Here is a 17,800-nt window from a genome sequence, read left to right as displayed (position 1 = left end):
GGTGTCAAGATTGCTGGCCGCTGATTTGGTCACATCCTCGTGAGTGCGTGAGCCTCGCGCATGTGGGGGGTTGAGAGTCACGGGACCGATGGGAGTCCAGTTGCGCCCTCCGGGCGGCGGACGCTCGCCTTCTTCCCCGACAATCGACGCCTCGCCACCGCCGACGAGCAGGGCAGCATTCGCTTCTGGGATGTCGAGACCGGCGATCCGATCGAGGAGTTCCTCGAGCGGAGCAGCGGCGGCACAGGCGACATCGACATCCACGACGGCGAGATCGCCCTCTCGCCCGACGGTCGCTATTTGGCGAGCGCGGCGACGAACTGGGGCCTCACACCCGGTCACACCGGCACGATCACGATGCGTGTCGTCGAACTCGGCGCGCGCCATGGCCACGTCCTCGACGCGCTGGGTGATCTTCGCGCCGATCTCCTCCGACTGTCGGGCCGCCTCGGCGAGCCGGTCGAGCAAGGTTTGGCGGAGCTTGCCGGCCTGGGGCGTGCGCTCGATGGTCCTCACGCTCTCGCGCAGCTCGGCCGCGCGGTCGATCAGCTCGGCGCGCCTCCGCCGCAGCGGGTCGAGCTCGTCGTTCGCCGCGTCGAGCGCGCGCCGGAGCGCGAGCGCGCGGTCCAGCCTCGCGCGGAGCTCGGCCGGGAGGCTCGAGCCCTTCAGGTACATCGAGAGCCGCTCGCTGTCGGCCTGGACGAGCGGGATCTCGCGCTGCGACAGCCGCGCCCGGGCAAAAGGCGCGTGAGCACACCCTCGCCCACGAAGGTCCCGCCGGAGAAGATCGACACGGATCCGGGCTGGAGGCCGAGCGCGCTCCGGTTCTCGATCTGCGCTGCGCGGAAGGGGTGGGTCGCGCTCGCGGGCGCCGCGGGATCGGGGCGGAACAGGAGGACGTCCTCGCCCGCGACCGGGCGGTTGATGAGCGTGATCAGCGCCGACGACTTCTTCGGGAGCGTCACCGGGTTCGCGATCGGCAGGATCACGCGGTAGGTCGCCTTCCAGGCGGCGGTCGGCACCGCATACGCGATCGACACGGGCCTCCTCGCGGCCGGCGAGAAGACGAGCTCGATCGCGGTGGGATCCTCGGGCCCGCTCGCCTGTTCGGAGCGCGGCAAGAGCGCGCTCACGGTGGAGGGGGTCTCGTTCGGCCCAAGGTTTTGCTCGACGACCACCATGCTCTTCAGCACGTCGTCGACCTCGCGCCCCCGGAACCGGAGCGTGAGCCGCTCGCCCGACATGACGCCGGTGCGCTCGAAGTAACCGAGGCCGTTCTGGTAGAGGACGACGTACCGCAGGCGGAGATCGACCGACGGCCCTTTCGCCAGCGGTCCGGCGCACGCGCTGAGGGCTAGCGAGAGCGCCGCGAGGAACGCGTGCTTCATGGGGGCGAGCTTTCTGTGAAGAAGTAAGAAGAAGTAAATGGAGGCGCTGGTGCGCCGGCAGTGTACCCGAAGCAGATCGACGGCAAGCGGTCGAGCACGGCGGCGGCGCAGCAGCTCCCCGCTCGCCCGGCCGCAGCGAAGGCGCATACCGCCCGGCCTATCCGTGCCTCCGGACCCGCAACCGCTGGGCCGCGGCCCCCGCTCACCGGATTCGCGACAGATTTGTTGCTCCCAGGGGCGCTGCCCCTGCGTTACACCTTTCGTTGCCGGCGGACGGCGCGTGAGCATGCGACCCGCTCTCCGCGGAGCGGCACGAGCTCCCCTGGGTGAGGATCCCAAAGAGTACGTCTTCGTGAGCCGAGCGGGCGCGCGTCGCTCCGCGATTTGTTCGAGAGACCGTCGTCACGTGGACGCTCACAAAAGTCCACGATGGCGCCCGGATTCGCCTGGTGCATGCCGGTCCCTGCACGACGAAGAATGATTCTTCGCTCGAGAGCATGAGCGAAGGGTGGCCGAAGGTCGTCCGAGGATCGGCGCCATCTCCAAGGAACACAACTCCACAGAGGCAAAGAATTCAAATGGACAAGATCACCGTCACGGGATTGCCCTGGGCCCCGCCGTTCGCGCAGGGGCTCGTTCGCGACCTGCGCGTGCGCTGGGCGCTGGAGGAGGCCGGGCTTCCCTACGAGGTCAGGCTGATCGATGGCGGGGAGCGGAGCTCGCACGCATACCGTCAGAAGCACCCCTTCGGAATGGTGCCGGCCTTCGAGGCGGATGGTCGGGGGCTGTTTGAATCGGGCGCCGTCGTGCATCACATCGCTGCGGACTCCGAGGCTCTGATGCCCCCCGATCGGCACGACCGCGCCAGCACGGTCGCCTGGATGTTCGCCGCGCTCAACACGGTTGAGCCGCCGATCCAGAACCTCTTCGCGATGGACCTGCAGCACAGCGAGGAACAGTGGGCGAAGCTGCGACGTCCCGCGGCTCTGGACGAGGTGAAAGCTCGGCTGGGCGCGCTCTCCGCTTGGCTCGACGGGCGCGACTACCTGGTCGATCGCTTCACCGCGGCGGACATCCTGATGACGACCGTGCTGAGGTTCCTTCGCCACACAGACCTGGTGACCGAGTTTCCCGTGCTCGACGCCTACGTCAAGCGCTGTGAGGCGCGGCCAGCCTTCCAAAAGGCCTTGCGCGACCAAATGGCGGACTACGCTCGAAACGCTCCAGTCGCAGCCTGAGGCTGTGTTGACCATTGGGCCCGGGTTAAGCCCACGCTTTCCGAGGGGCTGCGATCCGTCGTCACGCCCTCCCACGATCCGAGCCCTGCCGCCGCGCGGGCACTCACGGACTGATCGCCGTCCCGACTGTCCCGTTCCCGACTGTCCCGGTCGTCGCCTTGACGCCAGGGTGTTGCCGCACGAGCTTCCAGTGGCAATAGCACAGGTACGGCGGATTGATGCGACACTCGAACCTGTCGACGCAGTACTGAGAGAGCCCCCAGCAGTCTGACGACAGCGTTCCACCCTCGCACGTGCAGGTTCCGTCGTCGCTGCACCACCAGCCGAGCGAACCAGCGCCGCCTCCGTTGTTCACGAGCGCCTCTGTCACGGCGGTCGTCTCATCCGGAGTGGTCGTTTCGTCGGGGGCTACGACGCAGCCGGCCAGGAGGCCGGAGGCAAGAGACAGGATGGCGAGCGCGGCGCGAATGGTGTTCTTCATCTGAGCAGCTCCTTGTGAAGGTTCGCTGTTCCCTCAGAGCAAGGCCGGTGCCCGCGCATCACCCCCCCGCATCTTCGGGCCATTCCCGGTGGGCCGGGGCCGCCGGACGCCTGCCTGTGGCGCTGCCTCCTTCGTCGCGATGGGGACTGGTAACCGGCCCCGACGGGCTGGTCACGATGGCGTTGATCGGCCGGTTACCCTGCGCCGCCGTCCGGGTCAAGGCGCTGCGCGCACGCCGCGAGCAGCGCGATCTGCACGAGAGAGGGCGATCCGGCCTTCGCATGGTGTTTCGGTGCCTCGCGGGAACGACACGACAGCCCTCGGAGGTGCGCGTGGGCATGTTGAGCGAAACCTCGCTCACTTGCGCGCGTCGTTGAGCGAAGCCTCGCTCACTTTCGCGCACGGTTGCGCATCGCGGGCGCTCTGCCGGTCCCGGGCTGCGGTCGCGAGCTCGGGCCCCGCGGCATGCGCGTTGTTTGAAGGACCGCGAGCTTCGGGGGTCAGCACGAGCGTGCCCGCCTCGTGCCGCACGCAAGATCGCGGGAGAGCCAGTTTTACTGTCACATGGCAGAGGCGAGAGCAGGGCGCGGCGCCTCAGAAGGCGGCGTCACGGTGCTTCGCCTTGTACTCCGCCTTGTACAGATCATGGCAGGCCTTGCAGCTCGCCTTGGCGCCGTCGATATCGCCCTTCTTGGCCTTCTCCGCGCCGTCCTTCGATATCGCGACCCACTTCGGCATCCCGGGCGGCGGCTTCGACGCCACATAGTCCAGCGCCGACGCGATCTTCGCGCCGTCGCCGCTCGTGGTCGCCGACTGCATCACCGACTTCATCCAGCCCTGCATCGGACAGGCCTTCTGTCCCTTTGCGCCGCAGCCGAAATCCTTCCCCTCGGCGACCGATGCGGGGACGTCCGCCGTCCCGCCCGCGGCCCATGCTGCGCTCGCAAAGCCGCCGGCAAAGCCCATGCTGACGCTCATGATCATGGCCCCCATCAGCTTCATGCTTATCGACATCTGGCGTCTCCTGGTCCGGTGAAAGGCAAGCTCAACCCCCCATCGCAGCTCGAAATGTGATCGTTCACATTCGCGACGTCAATCCAAATCGACCGATGACGGGGCGAGGTCTTGGCCAGAGCGCGGCCACTCGAGCGCGCGCTCGAGTGGCCGCGCACAAGAGGCGATACCCAGGGTGCCGGCCGCCTGCGGCATCGAGCGCCAGCCGTCCGTGTGCAGGCCGGCATCGAGCGCATCGGGCCGGCGATCACCGCGGTCCGGCGCCCGCCCCCCCCACGACGCGGCGCGCCGGAAGAGCCCGCCAGCGCTGTCCTCCCTTCTGGATCGAGGATCCCGCTCGGGCCGGTCGATTGGGTTTGACACGAGAAATGTGATCGTTCACATTTCGAAAGCGTCTACTTGTGCTTTGCCCTGGGGGGGTCGTCCTGCGTGCCTTTGCGCGGGCTGCCCGCTCATCGGATGGCGCCTCCGTCGAGTCAGCACCAGGGGTGCGGAGCGCCGGCAATTTCGCTCGCGAGAGGATTCAACGTGCGCTTAAACACAACGTTCTACCGAGCAAGAAGAATGACCCTGTCGGCGATGGCGCTGGGCCTCGTCGCCGCGATTCCGTCCCCCGCTCGGGCGGACAACCCGATCGTGCAGACCTTCTACACGGCCGACCCCGCTCCCATGGTGCACGAAGGCACGTTGTACCTCTACACGTCCCACGACGAGGACGTCACGGTGAGCAACTTCTACACCATGAACGACTGGAGGTTGTACTCCACCACGGACATGGTCAACTGGACGGACCACGGCTCGCCCGCGGGCTACAAGACCTTCCGCTGGGGGACCGACAATGCGTGGGCGCCGCAGGGTATCGCCAGGAACGGCAAGTACTATCTGTACGTGCCGCTGAACAACAACACCGGCGCGAGGATCGGCGTTGGCGTATCGGACAATGTTGCAGGCCCGTTCATGGACCCGCTGGGAAAGGAGCTGGCCGTGGCGCCCGGAGGCGGCAACATCGACCCGACGGTGTTCGTCGACGACGATGGACAGGCCCACATGTACTGGGGGAATGCCAAGCTCCGGCACGTGAAGCTGAACTCGGACATGATCAGCACCTCGGGAAGCATCACCGAGGTGCCGTTGAGTGGCTTCACCGAGGGGCCGTGGATCTACAAGCGAGGGTCGCTGTACTACCTCGTCTACGCCGCCATCGCCGGGACCGAGAAGATCAGCTACGCGACCAGCAACAGCCCGACCGGGCCCTGGACCGTCCGCGGCGACATCATGGGCGCTGGCCGAACCTTCACCAACCACGCCGGCATCGTCGACTACAAGGGGCACTCGTACTTCTTCTATCACAACAGCGCATTGCCGGGCGGCAGTGACTTCAAGCGCTCGGTCTGCGTGGAGGAGTTCACCTACGGCGCCGACGGCAGCATTCCGAGGATCATGATGTCCACGAACGGACCGTCCGCCGTCGACACGCTGAATCCGTTCAAGCAAGTCGAGGCCGAGACCATCGCCTTCTCGTCCGGGCTCAAGACCGAGGTGTGCACCGACACCGGCGCCGGCATGAACGTCACGTCCATCAGCAACGGCGACTACATCAAGGTGAAGGACGTCGAATTCCTGGACGGCGTGACCTCCTTCGAGGCGCGGGTATCGTCCACAGCCAGCGACGCAAAGATCGAGCTCCGCCTCGACAGTCAGAACGGCACGCTGCTCGGGACGTGTGACGTCTCGGGCGCGTCGTCCTGGACCACCAAGACCTGTGCGGTCAGCGGGGGCAGCGGGAAACACGACCTGTTCCTCAAGTTCGTCGGTGGCGGCGGCGACCTCTTCAAGTTCAACTGGTGGCGGTTCACCGGACCCACCATGCCGGGTGACGGGGGCGACGGCGGCGGAGGCGGTGCCGGCGGCTCGGACCAGGGAGCGGGCGGCAGCGGTGGCAGCGACGGCGCCGGGGGCGCGCCCTCGGGCACCGGCGGCAGCGCCGACGCCGGGGGCACGACCTCGGGCAGCGGCGGCTCGGTCACCGGAGCCACCGGCGGAACGACCGGCTCCGCCGGCTCGGGCAGCAGCGGCAGCGCCGGACCCTCCGGTGGGAACGACGCGGCCGGCGACGACGCAGACGGCTCGTGCGCTTGCCGGACGGGCGCGAGCACCGGGGGCGGCGGACTCGCCGCCGCTCTCTGGCTGGCCGCTTCTGCGCTCGTTCTTGGGCGTCGGCGCCGGTAGTCGCTCGGCAGGTGGAACCAGGAGCCCGCGCAGCTCGGGCACCCGCTCGCGATCGGAACCATCGTTCCGATCGCGTTCCCTATCCCTTGACCGTGACGAGCGGCCAGAGTCGCGCCACGCGCCGCGCGATCCCTGCCTCCTCGACGGAGCGCACCACCGGCGTGATGGGCTTGTAGGCATACGGCGCCTCCTCCTTCATCCGCTGGTGGTACTTCGCGAGGATGTCGCGCCGCCGCCGCACGTGGGGCGCGTCGGGGTCGAGCGGCGTCACGACGTGCAGCTTCTCGACCGCGCGCCGGTAGACGTCCTCGTCCGCATGCGCGGAGCGGCCGCGCGTGAGGCAGCGGCCCGCGCCGTGGCACGCGCTCGAGAGCAGCGCCGCGTGCCCTGCGCCCGCGAGCACCCAGCTCGAGTCGCCCATCGAGCCGGGGATGATCACCGGGTCACCGGTGTACGAGAACGCTCCGCCCTCGCCATCGGGTCCCCCGGCGGGCGTCGCGCCCTTGCGGTGCAGGTAGCGCGGCTCGGCCCCGTCGGGCTCCCAGATGAGGTTGTGCGGCGCGTCGTACACGAGCGTGCTCGCGACGTGACGGCCAAGGACCTCCCGCATCGCGCGCACCACCATGAGGCCCAGGAAGAGGCGGTTCGCGAACGCGAAGTTCGCGGCGTTCCGCATCGCGTCGAGGTAGACGGAGGCCTCGTGGGCGTGGGGGCCCACCGCCGGTAGCACATAGAAGCCGTGCGCCGGATGGGGCATCCCCGCGGGGTACAGCGCGCGGGCCCGCTCGTTGAAATAGCCGCCGACCGCGTGTCCGAGCCCGACGGAGCCCGCGTGGGCCATGATCGTGACGGCGTTCTTCGAGAGCCCGAACGAGCGCGCCGTCGCGCCGTCGACCAGCTCGTCGACGGCCTGTATCTCGACGAAATGGTTGCCGCCGCCGACCGTGCCGATCTGGATGTCACGCCCGTCCGCCCGGCCCGACGCCTGGATGTACGCGTCGAACGCGAACGTCCCACGCGCGGGGAGCCCGCCGTGGAAGTGCACACGATCGAGATCCGCGCGCTGGGCGCGAGGATCGTAGTGGACCCACAGGCCGGTGCGGGCGTTGTCCGCCGCCGTCTCGTGCAGCCCGGACAGGCCATCACGGAGCATCGCCGCGCGCTGGCGCGGCGACATGGGGATATCGCGCTGGCCCTGGAAGAAGATCGCGCGGAGCCGCTGCTTCAGGGCGCCGATGTGCGGCGCGAGCTCGTCCCGGTCCACGTCCGTCGCGAGCAGGCGCATGCCGCAACAGACGTCGTTGCCGACGGCCTGCGGCACCACGAACCCGCGGGCATCCACGACGGTGCCCACGGGGATGCCCGCGCCCTTGTGAAAGTCGGGCGTGAGCACGATGGAGCGGATCTCGCCGGCTGTGCCGCCCCAGAACGGGGCAATCCTGCCGGCCTTCTCCCAGGTCTGAAGATCGCGGAGCGTGCCTTCAAGCGAGGCGAACCGGAGGAGCTCCTCGATGCCGTCGGCCTCGACGACGACATCCTCCCTGGCCACGAGGGTGATCGGAATACCGAACGGATTGTCGATGCGGGCCGTCGCGCCATCCAGGCGACGCACCACCGCATCGAGATGCAATTTGCCAACCATGCTGCTGTCCAATCCACGAAGACGCACGCGGCCGACGCGATCACGCGACGGGGCCGCGGCTCACTCTCCCCCGATTTGGACCCGGCGCGCGAACGAGGGGATCGCACACCGCAGCAGCGGGGCTCACTATAAACCAGGAACGCCGGTCGTCAAGCGGCTCGGCTGATCCGACCTGCCAGCGGGACGCGCAACGCCCAGGAACGGATGCGCTCGTGACGCTGGTCGCCGGTCTCTCCCCCCTCGCAAGGACGGCAGACTTCAGCCCACGCGATCGACGTCGCGGCCTGAGCGGCACTTCGGCGATTCGCCCACGACGATCCGCCTCGCCATAGCGCGCATTCTCGTTCGATGGCTACCCCGCTACCCTCGTTGTTATCGGCCCAATCGAAACCGTCGTCACCGGAGCAGCTCAAGCCCTGGCGTCTCGGAGAGAAATCCGCGGCAGGTGTGCTAGCCAGTGTCCCGGCGTCCTTGCCAGATCGATCGGTCAACCGAACGCGCCGCGCTCCTTCTTGAGCCAGGTAAGCAGCGCCCTCTGTTGCGCCCGCAGCGCGGCTTCGCGCTCGAAGAGAGCCTTCTCTTTCGTCAAGACGAGCGTCTGGGGGCTTCCGCGGCGAAGCGTTGTGTGGGTGACGGGCAGGCCGTGAGCATCGATCACACCGTGGATGTGCCGCCTCCGTTCCTTGGCAAGAGGCCACGCGAGCTGGACCTGGGCTCGATCGACCAGAAACGCCGCGAGCACCTTGCACAGCGCACAGGAGCACCCGGGCGGGGGCTCGATCGACCAGTCGTCCGCGCTGCGCGCGTTCGCCGCGACGGCTCGTTCGAGCAAGGCCTCGACGCGGCGGACCAGCGCCTGCAGCCCGAGGGCCTGCACCGCGGTGGGCTTGCGCCCTTCCCGGCACCTCTTCAACAGCGCGCCGGCGGTCATGAGCGGCAGCGCCGACTCGGGCGCCGTGAGGGAGGCGATGAGGTCGTCGCGGATGGAGGGCGCCCGGATCGCGGCGGCGGTCTCCAGCAACGAGAGCAGATCGTCGAGGAGTCGATCGGTGCTGGCCTCCCTGACGGCTTCCGGCAACAGGAGCGCGCCCTTGCAGCCTTTTACGAGCGAGGCCACCTCGCGCGCGAGGACCCACGCGGCGAGCGCCTCGCCGTGCTCTCCGCCGGCCCGGAGCGCCTCGCCGAGGCGGGGGAGGAACGAGAGCCAGGGCGGGGTATTGTAGCGCGCGCGCTCGGCCCACGCGGAGAAGACCTGTTTCGACCACGAGAAGCCGTAGCGTTCGACGAGGGCCACGAAGGCGGGCACCACGCCGGGACTCAACCGATGCGGGCCCGAGGGCGAGACGAGCCCGAGGGCCAGATCGGCGTCGCCGAGCGCCGCCGATACCTCGATCAGCCGCTTGAAAAACGCCTCGCTCAGCTCGTCCGACGCAGCCGGATGCCAGGAGGACAGGAGCCTCTTCGCCTTGTCGCGGGCCTCGTCCGCCCTGCCCGCCTCGACGTGGGAGGCGAGCTCGTCAACGGCCCATGACGGCGCGAGCTTCGCGCGCACCTCGAAGGCCAGATCCCGCGGCCACATCACGACGGCGGCCCGATGATACCATCGGTCCACGGTGTTCCCGTAGTTGCCCATGTACCCCTCGTGCTCGGACTTGAACGGCGCCATCTCGGTCGAGGCCCTCGTGAAGCAGACATCGTCGCCCGCCCGCATGGTCGCGATGCCCGGCGCGCTCCGCCCATCCGGGCCGACCCAGTGGCGAAGCACGACATCTGTATCGAGGAGATCGATGAGGTCGTGCTCGTCCGCGTCGCGGGCCCCCTCGGGATCGTCGTCGTGACCGCGATCGCCGCGCCAGCGATCACCGTAGTCATCCCAGGCGCCCTCGCACGACCAGCTCTCGTGCACGTCGGCGAGGGCGAGGTACACCTCGCAATCGAGGCGCTCGGCGACCTCTTGCAGCGCCGAGGCGCGCAGCCGATCCGCATTCTTGAGCTGGCCCCATCCGAGGCTCTTCCGCGTGTACTCGTGGTCCAGGAGGTAGATCAAGCGGTCCGGCCGCCGTGGGGGAGACTGCGCGTACGGCAGCGAGATCGGCGTCGAAAGGTAGGCTTTGATGCCCGCCTCGATGGGCTCGATCGCGGCGCGGCAGAGCGGCGCGCGAGCCTCCGCTGCCCCGCGGTAGAGGAGGTGGTACGTGAGGGAGATCCGGTAGCCTGCGTCGACCGGCCTCACCTCGTGGCGACAATCCGCATAGAAGGCGAGCAGCGATAGATCTTTCGGACCCCGCGCGGCCCTGCGAAAGACCTTCTTCTTCCCGTCGTGCTCGACGACGATGGATCCGCCCTCGTGCCTGGACGGCAGCTCCACCACGAGGGTCCCCACCATGTCGTCGGCGCGCTCCGAGTCCTGGTGCGGCGCGAAGAACTGGCCGGGCCCGTACACGAGCATCTTGTCGAGCTCGGCGTGGAGCTCACCGCCCTCGGGCAGCCCGAGGCGCTGACGGACGAGCGCCAGCTTCGGAGCGAGGGTGCGCCGCCACCGCTGCGTGTCGATCTTGAGCTGGCGCCGGCCGATCTCCCAGCTGTCGCGCACGCTCGTATCGAGCAAGGTCTTGTCGCGCCGGCCGAACGGGGCCGGACGGGCGACGGAGCACAGCTTTCGCGCGGTGGCGGCGGAAATCGGGAAGCGGATGGGGCCGACCCCCTCGACCTCGATGTGCAGATCCTCGCCGCTGCACCCGAGCTCCGTTGCGAACGTGCCTTCCGGCTCGACGGCGGCGAGCGCCGTGGCGATCTCCTTCAACAGACCAGCTTGCAAGTGGGCGTCTCCTGCCAAGGACGCATACCACGGCCCCAGACGCTTCGGATATCCAAATGGGCCGTTCACCAGCGCAATGGGGCTCTGCACCAGAAAAACGGAGCGAGCGGGCCGCGCGGATTCGCTGAATGACATCAAAAAGCGATCTTTCTTTCGCCGGCATGAGAATTTGCAGTACCCGAAGACAATGCGTTCGAAGCAACGAGACGGCGCTCGTCATCGCGTATCGCTCCGCGGGCGTCCTCGTCCTGTCCGCGTTCCGGACGCGCTGGCCCCCTCGAGGACGTCGAGAGAGGGCGCAGCGGCGGGGCCTCTCGCGAGGTCACCGTCGAGAGCCGGAGCGCGTCGCGAGCCGATTCATTGGCCGATTGGACCAACTCCCTGGCCGGCGCGACCAAGCAGCCCATCGGGCCGATCGCTACATCTGCCTCATGTCCAGCCGCGGAGGCGCGCGTCGCGCCTCGCCGGACGCGTGGAGGCTCAAAGCCATGATCGGTCGAATGGAACTCTCGCGAAATTCAAGGAGGGGCTCAATGGCCCTCGCGCTCGCCACCACCCTCGCGGTCGCAGGGGGCTGCCCCATGTCGGATGATGATGGCGCCGGCGGCAGCTCGACGAGCGCAGGGCACGGCGGCTCGTCGGCCTCCGGCGAGGGCGGCTCGTGGAGCTCCGGTGAAGGCGGCTCATCGAGCTCCGGTGAAGGCGGCTCGTCGAGCTCCGGTGAAGGCGGCTCGTCGAGCTCCGGCGAGGGCGGCTCGGTCCGCTGCCCGGTCGCGACGCACAACGGGATCATCTCGATCCAGGATGTATCGATTCAAGGCGCTCCGCAGGCGGGCCACGGCCTCACGGTGCAAGTCCTGTTCACCCCCTCCAGGCCTCCCGCTTACGAGCAGATGCCCGGGGAGATCGAGGGGTGCAGGGCGTGGGTCTACGACACGCAGGACAATCCGCCGCCTGCGCTGACGGATCAGGGGGTGATCACGATTGCCGGCCTCGAAGGCGGGCCCCTCGCGTGCCGCTTTGCTGGCTCGGGTTATGCGTGCCCGACGTCGACGGGGGCAGGACAGGCGAGCGTCGCTCCAGGGCAGACGGGGACCGCGGCCTACACGATCGAGGGCGCGACCTTCTCCGCAGCGGATGTCGGCCGTTACCTGCGCGTCACCGGCGCGGCGAACGCGAAGAACCAGGGCGCGTTCCCCATCGTCGCCGTGGAGTCGAGCACGACGGCGATCGTGGTCAACCAGGGCGCGGCGGAGGAAGCCTTCGCGGCCGAGTACACCGTGCTCGCCGGGGCGGGGCCCGTTCCGAACAACCCAGTCGACCCGATCGAGGGCGGCGACGAGGTCGTCGTGGGCATCTCGCCCGGCGGCGAGATGGCCTTCGACTTCCCCGACAGCGCGCCGATCGTGGCCGGCGAGGCGTTCACGCCCGACACGGCGTCGGCGGCCGCCCTCGTCGCGGTGCCGCTCGACGGCAGCCCATTGACGCTCGGCTGCGGCGGCCCGGGGGGCAGCTGCGGGCCGGCGCAGGCCACGGTCGTGCGCCTCACCAGCACGGACGGCGACGTCGAGGGCGCGTCGCCCTTCGCGATGCCCCCGCCCGCGCGCAAGCAGGTCGAGATTCAATGCGTCGCGCTGGGAGGTGATGGCACGCTGACCATCCCGGCCGAGGCGATGAAGCTGCTCCAGGAGGCCCACCAGGTCTCCCCGATCTCGCGCATCCGGACGGCGCTGATGCGCGAAGGATGGGCGGGCCCCGCGAACGCCGCCTCCCTGCCCCCGAACGTCACGACCCTCCTCGTCGGCCACGGGCTCCTCGGCTTCACCAGCCCCTGACGCCCGCGGTGCCTGCGCCCTGATCGGCGCGTCAGAGCGCGCTCGCCCCGCCGCGCTCTCGCGCCGCTGCGAACACCGGCGAGCGACCGCCGGTGCGGATCCTGCATGATCCCGGGCGCATGCACCGCCCGCTGCCCACCGTGATGACGTCCGTGGCCAGGCTGGTCGTCGACCTCGGGCTCCGCGACGGCATCGGGCTGGGCGCGATGGAGCGCGCCGCGCGCCTGCCGTCGCTCGCCGCCGATCCCGACCGGCGCATCGAGATCGACCGGCTGCTCGATCTGTGGACCTATCTGGGTCAGACGCTGGACGACCCGTCGCTGCCGATCCGCGTCGCGCAGCGGGCGACGGTGGAGGACCTGCATGTTCTCGGCTTCGCCATCATGAGCGCGCCCTCCATCCGCCATGCGTTCGACACCGCGGCGCGGTACAGCGCGCTCCTGACCGACTCGGGCCGATGGGAGGCGATCGAGAGCGGGAAGCGCGTCGAGGTGCGGTGGCATCGCCTGCGGCCGCTCACGCTCGGGCACCGCCTCTCCAACGAGACAGCGCTGGCGCAGAACCTCGGCTGTCTGCGGCAGATGGCGGGCGACGACCTCACGCCGCTGGAGGTGAGCTTCCGCCACGCGGCGCCGCCGCGCCGGACTGCGCACGTGGAGTTCTTCCGCTGCCCCGTGCGGTTCGACGCGCCCTGGGACGGGATGGTGTTCCGCCGCGAGGTCCTCGACATGGTGCCTGCAGGCGCGAACCAGAGGTTATGGGAGTACCTGTGCCGGAGCGTGAGCGCCCTCTGCGAGCAGCTCGCGCCGCCGTCGAGCGCGGACGGCGTGCGGCACCAGCTCGCCCGCGCGCTCTCGAGCGCCGAGGGCGGGATACCGACGCTCGACGACGTGGCTCGCTCCCTCGGCACGACGGAGCGGACGCTGCGCCGGCGCCTGGAGGCCGAGCGGACGAGCTTCCGGAAGCTGGTCGAGGAGGTGCGCCGCGACCGCGCGGCCGACCTGCTGGCGAGGAGCAGCGTGACCGAGACGGCGCTCCGGCTCGGCTTCTCGGACACGACCGCGTTCAGCCACGCGTTCCGGCGCTGGTTCGGCTGCCCTCCGCGCGAGCTCCGGGGCGCGAGGGGGGCTGCGGGCCATCAAGGGACGTGAGCGGGGGCGAGGCAGGGATGGCGTCCGCGGCTGCCTCGCGAGTTACGGAGTTACGATGCGACAGGGGTGAGCCGCCGCTTCACGTGCCCACCCGCCGCTGTCGCGCGCGCTCGCGTCCTGCCGTGTTGTGGCGCCTCTGGATCTCGCCGCCAGCCGATGATCTCCTGAAAGGCCTGGCCGCCTGCGCGAGCGACACACGGCGGTGACGCGAGAGTGGGGCGAGACTCCCGGCGACCGTGACGAGCTGCACAAGGCTGTGTGGCGATGCGCGCCGCCGGGGTGACGGGCGGCCCGGACCACGTGTTCAGGCTCGCGAACGACCGTGGGCCACCTCGACATCGGCGGGATCGTCCAACCCGGGCCGGGTCACCATCCCGGGTAGAGTCGCGGCATGACGTGATCGCCACAGAGCCCTTGGTCCGCCGATCGTCGCGCGGGTGGCACCCCCGGCACGTCGTCATCTCGCGGACGCCGCCCGCCGCCCGCTCCCGGGCGGTCGGTTCACCGCGCCCCCCAACAGGCGCCCCCCAGCTCCGCGGAAAGGCTGCGACTGACGCCTGCGTTGGATGGATCTACCCTACGGCGCTGGACCGCACTCGGACTTGCGGCGCAGCGCCGCTGGTGAGATCCTCCGTGCAAGAGGTCACCAGCGGCGCTCGAATAGACGGACCTGGTTCCGGCTTCGGTTGATCAGTGGATTACTCGTTTGCCGGACACTCGCTACCGCAACGCGTGCCCTGCAAAGTTCACTCTGAAGGAGCTTCCATGGACGACAATTCGCGCCGAACATTGGACGATCTGAGCTCGAGCGGTTTGAGCTCTTCGACGACAATAGCGCGTCCACTCGCGCCCCTTGCCCAACCCGACGCTGCACCGAACGGCGCTTCGCGCCGCCGATGAGCGCCAGCCGTTGGGCGGAGCAGTGTGCCGACTCGAGATGGGGCATAGGAGCGCCATGAACATTTTGGATTCTCCCTTCCCGTTGGGCTGGTATACCGCGGGCTCGCACGAAAGCTTCTGGGGGTGCGGGAATACCTACACGTTGATCCCTTACGATCAGCTTCCTGAGCTCGGACGGAGCCATTGGGATGGCTCGTTTCGCTGGCTTCCCGCCCCGCCTGAACGCGACACGGTTCTGGACGTTCACGAGGAGAGCAACGACAAGCGGCTGGATGTTAGCCAACTGCACAGGGAGGCACAGCAGGCAGGGTTCAGGATTCCTGATGCCTTCGCCGCGTTCCTGACGACGCCGGAGATTCACCGTCGAGTTCCGACGTGCACAGCGTGTTATCTCGAACTGTCCGCGCGCCTCCTTGAACCCCCGAGCAACCAGCCGGGCCGCCTGCTTCGGTTCATGAACGACCAGCAGGCGTGTGTACTTTGGTACCTGTACCTCCCGCCGGGCGATGTGCCTGCTGTTGTCGCCGGAATTCCCGAATGGCTCGATGACGACTCTGAAGGCTCGCTCGACGACGTCGTCGTGTTCGAACAGCTTGTGTTGTGCGCTCCAGACTTCGAAACCTTCATGTATCGCTTCTGGATCGAGAACGCGATTTGGTACGCGCTGGCCGAGCGAAGGCCGCTGACGAGCGCGCAGAGAGCATATCTCGACGCGGTTCAACGTGCCCGGCGGCAATCGAGGACATGACTCTGCTCCGTTGCGCGCAGGATGCAGCGCCGTGACAGAGCGACAAACGGGTTGAAACCACGAGAGAAAGCAGGAATTTCACAGGGAAGCGGGGAGGCGGGGAGCGAGAGACGGGAAGAGCGAGAGATTCATTTTTTTCTTCCTCCCCGCCTCCCCGCCTCCCTGTGAAAATTCTCCGGGTTTCAACGCAAGGCGCTCAAAAGCTATGACCACGTCGCCCATCGGTGAGCTCGGGGTAGCCCGACAGGCCGCGGCGACCGGCGGCGCTTCGGGCCGCGACAGACCTACAGGTCGTTGGGTCGACTAGCAACGGGCGATCGATGAAAGCTCTCGAGCCTCTGCGGTTTCTCTTCGAACTCGCGAACTCGTATCGAGTACCGGCAGGGATCGTCGCCGCCATCAACATTGCCCTCGCGATTGGCGCGTACTCGGTGCTTCCGAAGCGTGCCGCCGGCTCCACCGCCCGTGTCGGCGCTTTCGTCCTGGCTGGTCTACTTGGCGGGCCAGCGGCCGTTGCGGAGACTCTCATCGCGATCGAGCTCCTTGATTTCCGGCACGAAGCCGCCGGCTTGGCGCTCGCCTTCCTGCCGGTCTTGCTGGTACCAACGACGGTAGCCGTCCTCGTCTGGCTTTTCGGCGACTCCCTCGCCGGTGGCAGCAGGCGCCCCGCCTTGACGCTGCTGGGCGCGATCCTCGGGGCCACGACCATGGCCCCCCTGTTGGCCGTCGCGCTCGAGCACCCGCCGCCGCTTCTGCGCGAGCTTTCGCGATTGCTTTCGGAGGACGTCGTACCCTTCGTGTGGTACGCGTTTCTCGCGCTTCCAGTGGCCGCTGGCGCGGCTTGTGGGTCTGCTGTTCCACGTCGCGCGTCTCGTTAGAGGCACAACCTCTCGGCCGCTGCTGCCGGTACACGGATGGCCCTCGCGGTTCGAATACCACGCGCACGGCTCCCGATCGCTGCGGAGCTCCGCGAGCGCCGCGATCAGCCCTCGTCTCGCCTTGGGTGTCAGCTTCGCGAGCGCCGACGCATGGATCAGGTCCTCTTTCCCCTGGTCCCGACCTCGGCTCGCCGGACAGAGAACCTACACCGCCCGCCACCGGGTCTTCCGCGTTTTTTCCTCGGGCGCTCGCGCAGGCGGCGGAGCAGCGGATAGCGTGGGAGGATGAAGAACCATCTGCAATTTCCTCTGGTGTTCGCGCTGATCCTCGCCGCCTGCGACTCCACGTCGAGCTCCGGCGGTGACGGCGGCGCACAGCCGGACACATCCTCGGCGGGCCCGCACGGCGGCGGACCGAACGATGGCGGCGGGGGCGGCGGAACGAGCAATGGCGGCGGGGGCGGCGGCGACGCGCCGGTGCCGCCGCCCGGCACGCTGAGCGAACGCTACCCGGACGACGTAGGGCTCGCCGGTGACCCGGCCGTGCTCTTCCACGACGACTTCGAGCAAGGCTGGGGGCGCTGGGACGGGCCCACCGCCGACACGCGCTATCTGCACATCGAGGCCGACGCGGCGACCGCCCACGCCGGGCAGGGCTACCTCCGCTCGACCGTGACGACCGCCGATCTGGCGGAGGAGACGTACATCTCGTCGTCCACGTGGGTCACCCACGAGCGCGTCGACGCGCTCTACTGGCGCTTCCATGTGCGCTTCCCCGAGCTCGCCCCGAACCCGCACCACTGGGTGCGCATGGCGGCGGGCACCGAGAGCTGGGACAGCAGCGGCCTCGCGAACACGGTGCCGCCCGGAGACGACGGCTTCTGGTTCGACTTCGACACGACCACCGACGACGTCTTCAACTTCTACGCCTACTGGTACAAGATGCGCTCCGGGCGCTGCAACGACGGGACCGCCACCCCTGGCTGCGCCGGCGATCAAGGCACGACGTACTACTACGGGAATGTCTTCCAGCCGCCGGGTCAAGCGCCGTTCCCGCGCGACCGATGGTTCTGCGTCGAGATGCACGCACGCGCCAACACGGTCGGCCAGAGCGACGGCGCGCTCGCGTTCTGGATCGACGGCGTGGCGATCGGCGACTACCGCCCCGGCTACCCCGACGGCACCTGGCTCCGCGCCCAGTTCCACACGGGAGGGTGCGACTTCAGCGCGTGCACGCCGCCCGAGCCGTTCGGTGGCTTCGACTTCCGATCGAGCGATGACGTGCGCTTCAAGAGCTTCATGCTCGACGCCTACTACGAGCGCGACTCCGACGCGCGCCGGCGGGCGGAGATGGAAGAGCTCGGCATGACCGTCTCCGACACACACACCATCCTCTACGACGATGTCGTCGTCGCGACCGAGCGCATCGGCTGCCGCCGCTGAAGCACGCTCCGCGCTCGGCCCTCTCCATGGTACCC

At 68.8% G+C, this 17,800-nt stretch carries 12 protein-coding genes and 1 pseudogene; 8 read left to right on the top strand and 5 right to left on the bottom strand.

Going from position 1 to position 17,800, the window contains the following annotated elements:
• Positions 1-60 precede the first annotated feature (60 nt).
• Positions 61-159 (top strand): annotated as a pseudogene (locus WMF39_RS10555) (hypothetical protein); the annotation flags it as partial.
• A 506-nt stretch (positions 160-665) separates the two neighbouring features.
• Here WMF39_RS10555 and WMF39_RS10550 read toward each other — a convergent pair.
• Entirely contained in the window at positions 666-1,388 is a 723-nt protein-coding gene (locus WMF39_RS10550; protein WP_437748163.1) for a hypothetical protein, read from the bottom strand.
• 578 nt (positions 1,389-1,966) lie between these two features.
• On the opposite strand from WMF39_RS10550, the gene WMF39_RS10545 reads away from it, so the two are divergent.
• Positions 1,967-2,626: a glutathione S-transferase family protein gene (locus tag WMF39_RS10545; RefSeq protein WP_437745408.1), complete on the top strand. Its 660-nt coding sequence runs from the start codon at positions 1,967-1,969 to the stop codon at positions 2,624-2,626.
• 103 nt (positions 2,627-2,729) lie between these two features.
• Here WMF39_RS10545 and WMF39_RS10540 read toward each other — a convergent pair whose 3' ends face one another.
• Both WMF39_RS10540 and WMF39_RS10535 read right to left on the bottom strand, forming a co-directional pair.
• The gene (locus tag WMF39_RS10540; protein ID WP_437745407.1) at positions 2,730-3,107 is read right to left on the bottom strand and encodes a hypothetical protein; all 378 of its coding nucleotides are present in this window, start codon (positions 3,105-3,107) and stop codon (positions 2,730-2,732) included.
• A gap of 594 nt (positions 3,108-3,701) precedes the next feature.
• Entirely contained in the window at positions 3,702-4,121 is a 420-nt protein-coding gene (locus WMF39_RS10535; RefSeq protein ID WP_437745406.1) for a hypothetical protein, read from the bottom strand.
• Positions 4,122-4,685: 564 nt separating this feature from the next.
• Here WMF39_RS10535 and WMF39_RS10530 point away from each other — a divergent pair.
• Positions 4,686-6,350, top strand: a complete 1,665-nt coding sequence (locus tag WMF39_RS10530) for a glycoside hydrolase family 43 protein (RefSeq protein WP_437745405.1) — start codon at positions 4,686-4,688, stop codon at positions 6,348-6,350.
• 79 nt (positions 6,351-6,429) lie between these two features.
• Here WMF39_RS10530 and WMF39_RS10525 read toward each other — a convergent pair whose 3' ends face one another.
• Both WMF39_RS10525 and WMF39_RS10520 read right to left on the bottom strand, forming a co-directional pair.
• Complete coding sequence (locus WMF39_RS10525) at positions 6,430-7,992, bottom strand: RtcB family protein (RefSeq protein ID WP_437745404.1); 1,563 nt, start codon at positions 7,990-7,992, stop codon at positions 6,430-6,432.
• A gap of 487 nt (positions 7,993-8,479) precedes the next feature.
• Entirely contained in the window at positions 8,480-10,810 is a 2,331-nt protein-coding gene (locus WMF39_RS10520; RefSeq protein ID WP_437745403.1) for a 2OG-Fe(II) oxygenase, read from the bottom strand.
• 533 nt (positions 10,811-11,343) lie between these two features.
• Here WMF39_RS10520 and WMF39_RS10515 point away from each other — a divergent pair.
• The 5 genes from WMF39_RS10515 (at position 11,344) to WMF39_RS10495 (ending at position 17,765) form a co-directional block, all read left to right on the top strand.
• Positions 11,344-12,645: a hypothetical protein gene (locus tag WMF39_RS10515; RefSeq protein WP_437745402.1), complete on the top strand. Its 1,302-nt coding sequence runs from the start codon at positions 11,344-11,346 to the stop codon at positions 12,643-12,645.
• Between the two features lie 119 nt (positions 12,646-12,764).
• Positions 12,765-13,796, top strand: coding sequence for an AraC family transcriptional regulator (locus WMF39_RS10510; protein ID WP_437745401.1), 1,032 nt, complete (start codon positions 12,765-12,767; stop codon positions 13,794-13,796).
• 955 nt (positions 13,797-14,751) lie between these two features.
• On the top strand, positions 14,752-15,444 hold the full coding sequence (locus tag WMF39_RS10505) for a hypothetical protein (RefSeq protein ID WP_437745400.1): 693 nt from the start codon (positions 14,752-14,754) through the stop codon (positions 15,442-15,444).
• A 320-nt stretch (positions 15,445-15,764) separates the two neighbouring features.
• Positions 15,765-16,322: a hypothetical protein gene (locus tag WMF39_RS10500; RefSeq protein ID WP_437745399.1), complete on the top strand. Its 558-nt coding sequence runs from the start codon at positions 15,765-15,767 to the stop codon at positions 16,320-16,322.
• A gap of 285 nt (positions 16,323-16,607) precedes the next feature.
• The gene (locus WMF39_RS10495) at positions 16,608-17,765 is read left to right on the top strand and encodes a hypothetical protein (protein WP_437745398.1); all 1,158 of its coding nucleotides are present in this window, start codon (positions 16,608-16,610) and stop codon (positions 17,763-17,765) included.
• The last annotated feature ends 35 nt before the right edge of the window (positions 17,766-17,800 follow it).

Origin of the sequence: Sorangium sp. So ce1504 (assembly GCF_051521635.1) — a bacterium.
Classification (GTDB): domain Bacteria; phylum Myxococcota_A; class Polyangia; order Polyangiales; family Polyangiaceae; genus Sorangium; species Sorangium cellulosum_B.
The sequence above is the reverse complement of the archived record's forward strand: the minus strand, read 5'-3'. Positions and strand labels throughout refer to the sequence as shown.

Bases quoted from the DNA above. Each gene is read 5' to 3' on its own strand.
- WMF39_RS10525 (WP_437745404.1), bottom strand. From the start codon at position 7,992: ATGGTTGGCAAATTGCATCTCGATGCGGTGGTGCGTCGCCTGGATGGC.
- WMF39_RS10550 (WP_437748163.1), bottom strand. From the start codon at position 1,388: ATGAAGCACGCGTTCCTCGCGGCGCTCTCGCTAGCCCTCAGCGCGTGC.
- WMF39_RS10545 (WP_437745408.1), top strand. From the start codon at position 1,967: ATGGACAAGATCACCGTCACGGGATTGCCCTGGGCCCCGCCGTTCGCG.
- WMF39_RS10510 (WP_437745401.1), top strand. From the start codon at position 12,765: ATGCACCGCCCGCTGCCCACCGTGATGACGTCCGTGGCCAGGCTGGTC.
- WMF39_RS10500 (WP_437745399.1), top strand. From the start codon at position 15,765: ATGAAAGCTCTCGAGCCTCTGCGGTTTCTCTTCGAACTCGCGAACTCG.
- WMF39_RS10535 (WP_437745406.1), bottom strand. From the start codon at position 4,121: ATGTCGATAAGCATGAAGCTGATGGGGGCCATGATCATGAGCGTCAGC.
- WMF39_RS10495 (WP_437745398.1), top strand. From the start codon at position 16,608: ATGAAGAACCATCTGCAATTTCCTCTGGTGTTCGCGCTGATCCTCGCC.
- WMF39_RS10530 (WP_437745405.1), top strand. From the start codon at position 4,686: ATGACCCTGTCGGCGATGGCGCTGGGCCTCGTCGCCGCGATTCCGTCC.
- WMF39_RS10505 (WP_437745400.1), top strand. From the start codon at position 14,752: ATGAACATTTTGGATTCTCCCTTCCCGTTGGGCTGGTATACCGCGGGC.
- WMF39_RS10540 (WP_437745407.1), bottom strand. From the start codon at position 3,107: ATGAAGAACACCATTCGCGCCGCGCTCGCCATCCTGTCTCTTGCCTCC.
- WMF39_RS10515 (WP_437745402.1), top strand. From the start codon at position 11,344: ATGGCCCTCGCGCTCGCCACCACCCTCGCGGTCGCAGGGGGCTGCCCC.